Below are 10,718 nucleotides of genomic sequence, written 5' to 3' on the forward strand. Positions count from 1 at the left end.
CTGTCACGGAGCGCCGTGGCCACCGTGGTGGAGAAGAGCGAGCGGTGGTAGCCGTGGGACATGGCGCCGTGGACGCGGCCCAGGGGCACGGTGTCCCCGGTGGGCGTGGCGCGGCGCTCGATCTTCACGCCGAGCCGTGGCGCCTGCCTGTACACGTTCGTCTCATCGATCAGCACCACCTCCTTCAACATCGGCGTCGAGGCCACGGCCCTCAAGGCCCGCCTCGCCGAGATCGGCCTGTAGTCCCAGGCCTTCCCGCAGCGATCTGAAGTCCGCCTCCCGCGCCCCTGGATGGGCGCGGGAGCTCCTTCGCCCCACCCCTCCGGACTGCTCATGCCGCGTTGGGCCGGGCGCGCCCCGGCTCTCCCCGCCCCCGGACTGGCGACGGGGATTGTCCGTTTTCAGTACAAAACCCATAAATCCCGTTGTTTTTTTCCAGGACACCTGTAGAACTTCCTCAAGTCTCCGAACAAACTCGGGTTTTACCGGAACCTGTCCACCCTGTTTACATCTGCCATCCAGCAACAGGTGCACGGATGCTCCACTCCGGCCAGACGCGGAGGGAGCCCGCCCGAGGGAAGACGGCCACCCGCGGGGATGGCACGACACGTGCTGAAGGAGCCACTCAGCGGCATTTCGCCGCACGATGGAGAAACCCCCCTTTTATGAGCCTGAAGATTGTCCGTGCGTTCCTGGTAGCAGGTCTGACGGGTTGTGGTGTGGGCGAGCTTCCCGAGGACGCTCCGAACGCGGAGCCCGTGGGCTCCACCGAGGGCGAGGTGATCGTCGGCTCGTTGAACTGGTACAACGTCACCGAGCTGAGCCCCACCAGCACCCAGCGGGCCCGCTCCAAGGCGGTGGGCTACCTGTCCATCCCGGCCAAGGGCGCCCGCTGCACCGCGTGGCTCATCGCCAACGACAAGATCGTCACCAACAACCACTGCATCGGCAGCAGCGCGGAGGCGGCGGGCGCCAGGGCGTCCTTCAACTACGAGGAGGGCGTCGCCTCCACCAGCCGCATCTGGTACGACTGCCCCACCCTCGTGCGCACCTGGACGAACGAGGACATGTCCGTCCTCGCCTGCAAGCCGCTCAACGGCTACTACCCCGGCCAGGTGTACGGGAAGCTGACAGTGGCCAGCAGCAACGCGGCCAACAGCTCCTCCGTGTACATCATCCACCAGAACTGCGAAACCACCGTCGACTCGAGCTGCGTGCCGACGAAGAAGTACTCGCTGGGCACCGTGCTCAACACCAACCATGGCGCCGTCACTCTGACCTACAACGCGGACACGCTGGGTGGCTCGTCCGGCGCGCCGGTGCTCGCGGGCACCGGGGCCGCCAACGCGCACCTGGTGATCGGCCTGCACCGCGGGGGCGGCGGCGACAACTACAGCCCCACTGCCTACAACGTCGGCACCGAGGCCACGGCCCTCAAGGCCCGCCTCGCCGAGATCGGCCTGTAGTCCCAGGCCTTCCCGCAGCGATCTGAAGTCCGCCTCCCGCGCCCCTGGATGGGCGCGGGAGTTCCTTCCCCCCACCCTTCCAGACAACCGTCCGTTGGCTGCAAGGCTTGCGCTCCTCCGCCCGGCGGCGGAAGCGTTTGCACACGGACAGCCCCCCGTGCGCACGAGGCGTACGTGAAGGGAGCAGGAGGGGTGAGAACGATTGTGGAGCACCTGGGGTTGCCCACGGCAGGTGCGAGGCTGGCCCCGGCGCGACAGCCGCCTCAGTCCGCGTGGTGTTGAGGCTCAAGCCGCCAGGGCCAAGAGAGCCAGGCCCCTGCCGCGCACCTCATGTGGCCCCCCAGCATGCGCACGCCGTCCGGCCTCGCCGAGCGGCCCCTCGGGACGAGGCCCCATCATGCACCGGACACCCGGGCCTCCTCCGCTCCCGGGATGGCGCTCGCCCCCGGGGCTCTCGAGTCCAGGGGCAGCTCGACCGTGAAGGTGGCCCCCTGCAGCGGTTGACTGTCCACGCGGAGACGCCCCCCGTGCGCATCGATGAAGAGCCGGCACAGGTAGAGGCCGAGGCCGAGACCCCCATAGTGGCTGGCCGACACCGCCCGGCCGAACTTCTCGAAGATGTAGCCCTGATCCTCGGCGGCGATACCGATGCCATGGTCCTTCACGGAAAGGGACACGTGGGCTTGCCGCTTGCACAGGTTCACCTCGATGGGCTCTCCGCGGCCGAACTTGAGCGCGTTGGCCAGCAGCCCGTGGAGGGCGCGCTCGAGGTAGCGGCGATCCCACCACCCCACCACCTCCCGTGGCGCATCGAGGAGGAGGGTGCACTGCGCGCGCTGGAAGTCGGGGGCGAGGCGCTCCAGGAGCTCGCGCGTGAGCGCCGCCAGGTCCACCTGCTCCAGGTGGAGGGGGAGGCTGCCCGCCTCGAGCTCCGACACGTCGAGCAGCTCCGACACCAGCGTGGAGATGCGCCGCTGCTGCTGCTCGGCCTTGGCGAGCAGGCCCTGGATGCGCTCGGGCAGGGCCGCGCGGCTCGCCATCCGCTTGAGGTTCTGGATGTTCAGATTCAGCGACGTGACGGGGGTGTTCAGCTCGTGCGAGGCGACGATGAGGAACTCGTCCCGCAGCCGCACGGCGCGCTCGGCCTGGGCCCGCTGCTCCCGCTCGCGGGCATGCAGCAGGGCGTTCTCCAGCGAGACGGCCATCTGGCGGGCGAGCAACTCCAGCAGCTCGGTGCGCTCCTGGGTGAAGGCATGGGTGGCCAGGGGGTTCTCCAGGTAGAGCAGCGCGACGAGGCGGCCCTGGTGGGTGATGGGCATGCAGAGCACCGAGCGCGGCCGCGCCTGACGCAGGTAGGGCTCGCCACTGAAGCGCGGGTCGCCCGGCGCATCACCCAACACGAGCCGCTCGCGGGTGCGGTGGACATAGTGCACCACCGCGTGCGAGCCCCCGGTCCAGCCAGAGAGCGGCACGCCGCCGCCCCCGTGTACCTGCACCTGGGCCGCGGAGCCCTCCGTGGCCACCACCGGCTGGCCCTCCTTCACCAGCAGCAGCGCCCCCCGCTGCGCACCGGCGTTCTCGAACACCACCCGCAGCATCGTCTCCAGCAGCCGCTCCAGGACGAGCTCGCCCCCGATGGCCTGGGTGGCGCGCAGGATGCTCATCGCATCGAAGACGGTGAGCGAGGTGGCTCCCGTCCCCAGCGTCCCCGGAGGCGGAGGGCTCGGAGGGGAGGGGGGCGCCCGGGTGAGCAGCACGTGGGGGTAGTGCCGCTCGAGCTCCTGCGCCTTGCGCTCCGCGCCCCACAGCCGGTAGAGGTGGTGCGCCTTGGCGATGTGCATCTCGCCGTGCTCGGCCAGCTCCAGCTCGAAGCAGCAGCTCGCGGCGAGCTCGTGGGCGCAGGCCTCGTCCTGGATGAAGCCCTGCCGCCGGGCGGACTGGATGGAGCGCTGGTAGAGGCGCAGGGCCTCCAGATCGCGCCCCTCGAGCCGGGTGAGCTCCGCCTCCACCAGTTGGAGCTTGTGCAGGAAGTTCTCCGGGCAGCTGTCCGCCCAGCGGCGCATCTGCTCCTGGTTGGAGCGAAGCCGCAGCCGGGCGCGCTCGCGGGCCGCGGGGCTTGCCCGGGGCCAGAGCGCGGTCAGGGTGAGGGAGGTGTAGAAGTTGTGCTCCGCCGCCTGGACGAAGGGGGCCACCTGGTCCAGCGTGCGGCAGGCCTCCTCGCTCATCCGCAGCGCCTCCTCGTACCGGCCCCAGAGGTAGAAGGACTGCAGCTTGTAGACGTGGAAGTAGCAGTGGGCCATGTCCAGGCCCGCGGCCTCCCGGAGGAAGCGCGCCTCCTGGAAGGAGCCGTCGTCGAAGGTGGCGGGTGCAAGCGTCCTTCCCTCCAGGTCCAGGGCGAACTGCCGCAGGACGGAGAAGCAGGGCACGGCCATGACGTTCTTCTGCCTGGCCGCGAAGGCGATGGCGCGATCGGCCTCGGCGCGCAGGCCCGGCAGGGGCGTGCCCTGGGAGAGCAGGGCATTGAGCAGGCCGAAGAGGCAGTAGCAGGAGTACTCCAGGTCCCCATCCTCGATGCCGTGGAGGTGGCCGCGCCGGGCCGGCTCCACCGCCTCCCGCAGGGGGGCGGCCCAGGGGCTGACACACAGGGCCAGGCAGTTGAAGGCGCGGCAGCGCACGGTGCTGCGCCGGCTCTCTCCGAGCTCCACCCCGGCCCTGGCCAGCAGCCAGGCGCGTGCGTACTGCCCGCGGGTGACGCAGAGGGTGCCGGTGTTGCCCAACGAGAAGGGCAGCTCGTTGAAGTAGCCCCGCTCCAGACCGATGCGAACGCTGCGCAGGGTGAGGAAGGCCCAGAGCTTCAGGTTCCAGAAGTACGATGCGCCGACGATGCTGGCCAGCAGGCGGGTGAGGCTCGTCATCTCCCGGTCCTGAAGAGGGGGGGACTCCATCAGCGCCTTCACGGTGTGGGTGTCGAGCCGGGCCATCAGGCAGGCGAACTCCTGCTCCACACAGGCATCGAGCTGCTCGTCCGCCGGTAGCTCGAAGCCGAGCAGCTTCGAGGCCTTGCGTCCCAGGGAGATGGCCTCGTCATACCTGCCCCGGATGGAGGCCTGGATGGCGGCCGTGCCGTAGACGTCGGCCGCATCCATGGGCGAGCGCGCATGGGCGAGCAGCAGCCCGGCGGTCTCATCGGCTCCCGCGTAGTCGCCGGAGAGGTATTGGCACTCGTGCCGCATCCGGTACAGCGCGAAGGTATGGGTGTAGTCCGTCCGCCAGGCGTCCTCTGGCAGCAGCTCGATACCGGCGGATGCGTACCCCAGGGCCTGGGCATACGCCATGGAGCTCTTCGCCTGCCGCGCGGCCTGGAGGTTGAGGTGGCTGAGCTCGGCGAGCGCCCGCGGGTCGTCGCGCAGCAGCCGGCGCCCGAAGTTGAAATGGTCGGTGAGGGTGGTGAGCTGCGCCTCGTGCTGCTCGGGAGGGAGCTTCGTGTGCAGCAGCCTGCCAATCTTCAGGTGCAGGCGGGCCCGGTCGTCCTGCTGGAGGAGCGAGTCGCACGCCTGCTGCACCCGGTCGTGCTGGAACCGGAACCAGCACTCGGCGGGAGTGGAGGCGTCCGCATCGAACATGGCGAACCGGGTGGAGTGGCCATCCAGGGGGACGACGAGGCCCTGGAGCACCGCGGGACGGAGGGTCTCGAACATCTCCTGGCCGCGCTTCTCACAACAGAGGGAGAGCAGCCGCAGCTCGAAGCGGTTGCCGAGACACGCCGCCATCTCGAGGGAGGCCCGCGTGCCGGCCGGCAGCTCCGTCAGCTTGCGCGTCAGCAGCTCCACCACGTTGTCGCTCAGGGGCAGGGCTCGCAGCCGCCGCGGGTCCACCTGCCACTCGCCCCGCTCGTACACGTAGGTGATGACCTGCTCGTGGTGCATCAGCTTGAGCAGCTCGAGGGTGTGGAAGGCATTGCCATGCGTCTTCTGGTAGAGGATGCCGGCGGCGGGGGCGACCCGCTCCGGCGTGGAGTGGAACGCATCCGCGAGCAGCTCGCGCACCGCCTCGGGCCCGAGGTCCTCCAGGTGGATGGAGTCGACGCGCGCGCCCCCCTCCTTCAGCTCGGTGAGCAGCGTGAGCAGGGGGTGGCTCGCGTCGACCTCATTGTCACGGTAGGCGCCGATGAAGAGGACCTGGGGCAGCTCGGCCGTCAGGAGCAGGGAGGCCAGCAGCCGCAGGGACGAGACATCCGCCCACTGGAGATCGTCCAGGAAGATGACGAGCGGACTCTCCCGGCCCCCGATGGTCCGGATGAAGCCTTGGACGACGAGGTGGAAGCGATTCTCGGCCTCCCGGGGCCCCAGTTCGGGAAGGGGAGGCTGCGGACCGAGCACGAGCGCCAGCTCCGGAACGAGCTCGATGAGGAGCTGGCCGCTGTGTCCGGCGGCCTCGAGGATGCGTTGCCTCCAAGCGGCCAGCGCCTGCTCGCTGTCTGCCAGCACGTGACGGCACCAGGCGCCGAGCGCCTGACGCAGGGCGGAGTAGGGCGTGTGCCGCCGGAACTGTTCGAACTTGCCGGCCACGAAGATGCCCCGCTTCGCCGTCAAGGGCTTGTAGACCTCCTGGATGAGCGTGGTCTTGCCAACGCCCGAGTAGCCGGAGATGAGCAGCAGCAGGGGATGGGGGGGCGGCTCGTCGGGGCCGGGCTCGTGGGTGGCCTCGGCGAAGGCCCGTTCCAGCCGCGCGGATTCGCACTGCCTGCCATACAGCCGCTGGGGGAGCAGGAAGCGCTCGAGCATGTCGCTTCGCCCCAGGGGGAAGGAGACGTGCTGGAGGGACTCCCCCCGCTCGAGCGCTTCCAGACAGCGGAGCAGATCCAGACGCAACCCGTGCGCGGACTGGTAACGATCCTCGGGGTTCTTGGCCAGCAGCTTGCCGACGAGCCGGGCGAGGATGGGAGGAATCCCCTGCTCCGCCAGGTCCGGGGGAGTCCGTGCCAGGTGGCAGTGCAGGAGCGCGAGCGGATCCTCCGTCATGAAGGGCCGCCGTCCCACCAGCATCTCGTAGAAGGTGACGCCGAGCGAGTAGAAGTCCGTCCGGTAGTCGATGTCCCGGTTCATCCGCCCCGTCTGCTCGGGAGAGAGGTAGGCCAGCGTCCCCTCCAGCAGGGCCGGGTTGCGGAACGTCTGGGGCTCCTGGGGAAGCCGGGTGGCGATGCCGAAGCCAATGAGCTTCAGCTCGTCCGTCTCCGGGTTCCAGAGGATGTTCGAGGGATTGAGATCCTTGTGGATGACATTGGCCGCGTGCAGTTCCTCCAGGCCCTGGGCGAGGTGGATGGCCAGGCGAAGGAACTGGCCCAGGTCCAGCGGTCCGCGAGAGAGCCAATGGGACAGGGGCTCGCCCCCGAAGTCCTCGAGCAGCAGGACACAGGTGTCCTTGTAATGCTCCAGGCCCTCCGCGCGGATGAGGTGCTTGCCCTGGACGGAGCGGATGATCCCGTACTCGCGCCGGTAGCGCACCATCTCCTCGGGAGAGGGGTACTGGCGCTTGAGGATTTTCAGGACGACCCGCGGGGCATCGGGTCTGCTCCGTGTCCGGTAGACGAGAGACCGCTCACTCTCATGGATTCTGCGCTCGAGCTGATAGCCAGCGATCGTTTCGGACATGGGATGAGAGAGGGCGTGAGACCGCCCTCCCAGAACAATAGGCACCTGCCTCCCGATGGGCGGGCGCTGGAGGGGTTGAGCCCAGCGGACGCTCCGTCAGGAGGGCAGGCAGGGAATCAGTAGCGCAGACCGTACTTCGCCGCCTTCTCCTCCAGCGCCTTGCGCTCGTCGGCGCGGCCCCATCCGGCTCGGTCCTGAAAGAGAAGCCACCGCGCTCGCCCGTGAAGCCCGAGGCGAAGATTCCAGGGAGATCTACTCGCGGTGGTACCTGAACCACAGCTATCACCAGCCGCTCATCTGGCAGTCGCTGCACAACGTGGAGGACCACCGCAAGAACCTCGTCATCGACCAGGGGGCCTGGGGCGCCGTCACCTCGCACAACCTCTTCGACGCCGCGGCGTGCTGGCACGAGAACCTCCTCCTCAACGCAGCCAACCTCCGCGCGGCGCACGCGAAGGTCGAGTCCGGGAAGGTGGCGGGCAAGCTCGTCTCAGAGAGAGATCTGTTATCTTGGCGTGCCCCGGTGTACCGGAGTCGCCCCATGGATGCAGACGGATTCACGTTGGCCCGCAGGCTCGTACTCGCGGTAGTGCTCGCCACCTCCCTCGCCGCCATTCCCTGCCATGCGGCAGCGGACGCGCCGCGCGCTGATCCGGAGCCCCCCAGCGCCGCCCCTCCAGGCCCGCCGACGCCCGGCGCCACACCGGCCCGGTTCCAGCTCCGCGTCAAGGGACTGGTCGGTCTCGCGACCCCCTATGGACTGGCGGGAGGCGAGTTCGAGCTCGCGGGCCGGATCTTCTCCGTCGCGGCCGGCCTGGGCGCTGGCGTGTCGGGGCCGCAGTTCGCCGGCATGGTGCGAGCGCGGGCCCAGGGCAGCCTGCTGTTCATCGATACGGGCGTGGGGCTCTCGGGCGGCGCCTTCTCCAGGGACAGCATCTACGTGTGCGTCCTGGGCTGTGCGGACCGGGAGCCGGCTCCCATCAACACGGCGTACTGGGCCAACCTGGAGCTGGGCGGAGGATTCCAGGTCCAGCTGTTCCACATGCGTTTGTTCCTTGGCGCGAGCGCCCTCACCAACCCCGGCACCTTCGGCGAGTCCAGGGTGATCCTGCCCTACGCCGGTCTGTCCATCGGCGCCAGCCTTCCCCTGTGAGCTGTTGCCGCGCACGCTTGTTGATGGAGATTTGGACCGGCTGGTTGATGGGCATCGCCGAAGATGCGCGGGTCCGGAGCAGGCTGGTTGATGAACATCGACGAGGATGAGCGGACATGGAGCAGGCTCGGTGATGGAGCCATCATGTTCCATGCGTGCCGGGAGGACACGGCCGATGAGGGGCTGTGGCCGGGGTGAGTCCATGAGACGGGAGGAGGCAGCGTGCAGGAGAAGGAGCGCGCCCGGCTCCACGAGATCATCGAGAAGGTGAACACGCTGTTCGAGGGCGAGCTGTCGGAGCAGGACAAGCTCGTCTACGTGAACAACGTCCTGCTGGGGAAGCTGCTGGAGTCCACGACGCTGGCCCAGCATGCCGCGAACAACACCAAGGAGCAGTTCGCGAGCTCGCCCGATCTTCGGCAGGAGATCACGAACGCCATCATCGAGGCCCGCGACGCGCACACGCTGATGAGCAAGCAGGCGTTGAGCTCCGAAGCCATCCGGGACGGCATCAAGGACATCCTGCTCAACCACGCGCAGCTGGTGTTGAGGCTCAAGCCGCCAGGGCCAAGAGAGCCAGGCCCCTGCCGCGCACCTCATGGGAGGGCCGCCTGGGCCGGCGTGTACCCCATGGGGCTGCGCGGCTTCTCCTCCCGCTTGGCTCACTGCTCCGGCGACCCCCGTCCGCGGCCCTCCTCCACCCCTTCGCTCCAGCCCTCACCCTCCACATGGCCTCTCTCCCGCCTATACGCCAAGCGAACAGTGCGAGCCAGCGGATTTTTTTCTGCATCAAAATCCCCCTCGCCGGCTCTCCCACTCCAGCAGCCACGTGGAGCACCTCCATTGCTCCCCGTAACGAGTCCCTGGGACTCGTCCAACCCTGTCTGGAGAAATTTGATGCCGCAAATGTCGAGGAGGGTTTCCCTCCGTTCGCTGAGCCTGGTTGTCTCCGTGTTGGCGCTCACCCTGGCCATGGCCTGCGGAGGGGAAAAGGAACCGGTCGTGGGCGAGGCGAGCCTGGGAATTTCCGCCCAGGCCTTGTCGGCCAATGACATCAGCCGGGTCACCGTGACGGTGAGCGGCTCCGGAATTTCGCCGGACATCTCTCGCAACCTGTTCAAGACTTCCGGGCAGTGGGGCGGAACCCTGGGAGGGATTCCCGTGGGCTCCGACCGCACCTTCAAGGCCCAGGCCTACGACTCCTCCAATGTCCTGCTGTACGAGGGGCAGGTCACCGGGGTCACCATCACCCAGGGCTCGACGGCGGCGGTCTTCATCCTGCTGCAGCAGAAGACAGCCCCCAACCCCTTCAGCAACAACGCCCCGCGCATCAGCGCGCTGGTGGCCTCCGCCTCCCAGGTCGAGCCGGGCCAGTCCACCACGCTCTCGGTGACGGCGACGGACGTTGACGGTGACACGCTGGGCTACGCCTGGACGGCCACGGCGGGCACCCTGGCCAACGCCACGAAATCGAGCTCCACCTGGACCGCGCCCACCACCGAGGGCCCCTACACCGTCAATGTCAGCGTGACGGACGGCAAGGGCGGCCAAGCCGGCTTCTCCCTGGTCATCAACGTGTTGGCCGGCAGGAGCAAGGCCTCGGTGACGACGTCCTTCAACACCTGGCCCGTGGTGAGCCAGGTGTCCGTCACCAAGGGCCAGGTGAGGCCCGGCGAGAGCACGGTGCTCGACGTGACGGCGGTGGACCCGGATGGCGACACCCTGGCGTACACCTGGAATGACGGCGGCTGCGGCGGCAGCTTCAGCAGCACCACCGCCAAGAACCCCACCTGGACGGCTCCGGCCACTCAGCCGCCGGGTGGTACGTGCACCGTGTCCGTGGCACCCAGGGATGGCCGCGGCGGAAGCACCACGGGCTCGCTCACCATCACCATCGGCCTGCCCGAGGTTCCCAACGCGGCCCCCGTCATCGACCAGACCTTCCAGTCGGCCGACATCGTGGCGGCGGGCGGGACGTTGGATGTGCTCGTGGTGGCGCACGACCCGGAGGGCACCGCCCTGTTCTTCACCTGGAGCGCCAGCGGCGGCACGCTGGGCACCGCGACCACGTCCGCGTCCCAGAGCGAGATGCTCTGGACCGCGCCAGCCAGCGGCGGCCCCTTCACCATCACCGCGGTGATCAAGGACGCGGGCGGGGCGCAGGCGACGCAGACCTTCACCGTCAACCTGCCGGGTTCTCCGTGATCCGCTCGCTCTCCGTGGAGAACCCCTTGAATCGACTACACCCATTCCTGTTTCTGGCGCTCAGCCTGTTGCTGCTCGCGCCGCTCGCGGCCTGCTCTCCTGCTGCACCCCAGGAAGGCTCAGCCGACATCGGCGTGTCGGCGCAGGCCCTCTCGACGTCGGAGGTGGCCAGGGTCACCCTGACGGTGAGCGCCGCGGACATCTCTCCCAGCATTGTCACCAACCTGCAGAATACCAGTGGCC

General features: G+C 68.7%; 6 protein-coding genes. 4 read left to right on the forward strand and 2 right to left on the reverse strand.

The window, feature by feature from the left end:
• The coding region (locus AC16DP_RS07060; protein ID WP_483956658.1) for a hypothetical protein at positions 1-206 on the reverse strand (206 nt) is incomplete at its 3' end.
• 459 nt (positions 207-665) lie between these two features.
• On the opposite strand from AC16DP_RS07060, the gene AC16DP_RS07065 reads away from it, so the two are divergent.
• On the forward strand, positions 666-1,466 hold the full coding sequence (locus AC16DP_RS07065; protein WP_329730214.1) for a trypsin-like serine peptidase: 801 nt from the start codon (positions 666-668) through the stop codon (positions 1,464-1,466).
• A gap of 395 nt (positions 1,467-1,861) precedes the next feature.
• On the opposite strand, the gene AC16DP_RS07070 is transcribed toward AC16DP_RS07065, so the two are convergent.
• Positions 1,862-7,117 (reverse strand): GAF domain-containing sensor histidine kinase, encoded by a 5,256-nt coding sequence (locus AC16DP_RS07070; RefSeq protein ID WP_329730215.1) that lies wholly within the window; start codon positions 7,115-7,117, stop codon positions 1,862-1,864.
• Between the two features lie 316 nt (positions 7,118-7,433).
• Between AC16DP_RS07070 and AC16DP_RS07075 the strand changes: the two genes are divergently transcribed.
• The 3 genes from AC16DP_RS07075 to AC16DP_RS07085 all read left to right on the forward strand — a co-directional run.
• Positions 7,434-8,270, forward strand: a complete 837-nt coding sequence (locus tag AC16DP_RS07075) for a hypothetical protein (RefSeq protein ID WP_329730216.1) — start codon at positions 7,434-7,436, stop codon at positions 8,268-8,270.
• A 222-nt stretch (positions 8,271-8,492) separates the two neighbouring features.
• Positions 8,493-10,475 carry an Ig-like domain-containing protein gene (locus tag AC16DP_RS07080; RefSeq protein WP_329730217.1) on the forward strand — a complete coding sequence of 661 codons (1,983 nt, stop codon included), beginning with the start codon at positions 8,493-8,495 and terminating at the stop codon, positions 10,473-10,475.
• A gap of 26 nt (positions 10,476-10,501) precedes the next feature.
• Positions 10,502-10,718: hypothetical protein (locus tag AC16DP_RS07085; RefSeq protein WP_483956659.1), on the forward strand; the 217-nt coding region annotated here is incomplete at its 3' end.

It is taken from the genome of Archangium sp., from assembly GCF_057119385.1.

Bases quoted from the DNA above. Each gene is read 5' to 3' on its own strand.
- AC16DP_RS07065 (WP_329730214.1), top strand. From the start codon at position 666: ATGAGCCTGAAGATTGTCCGTGCGTTCCTGGTAGCAGGTCTGACGGGT.
- AC16DP_RS07070 (WP_329730215.1), bottom strand. From the start codon at position 7,117: ATGTCCGAAACGATCGCTGGCTATCAGCTCGAGCGCAGAATCCATGAG.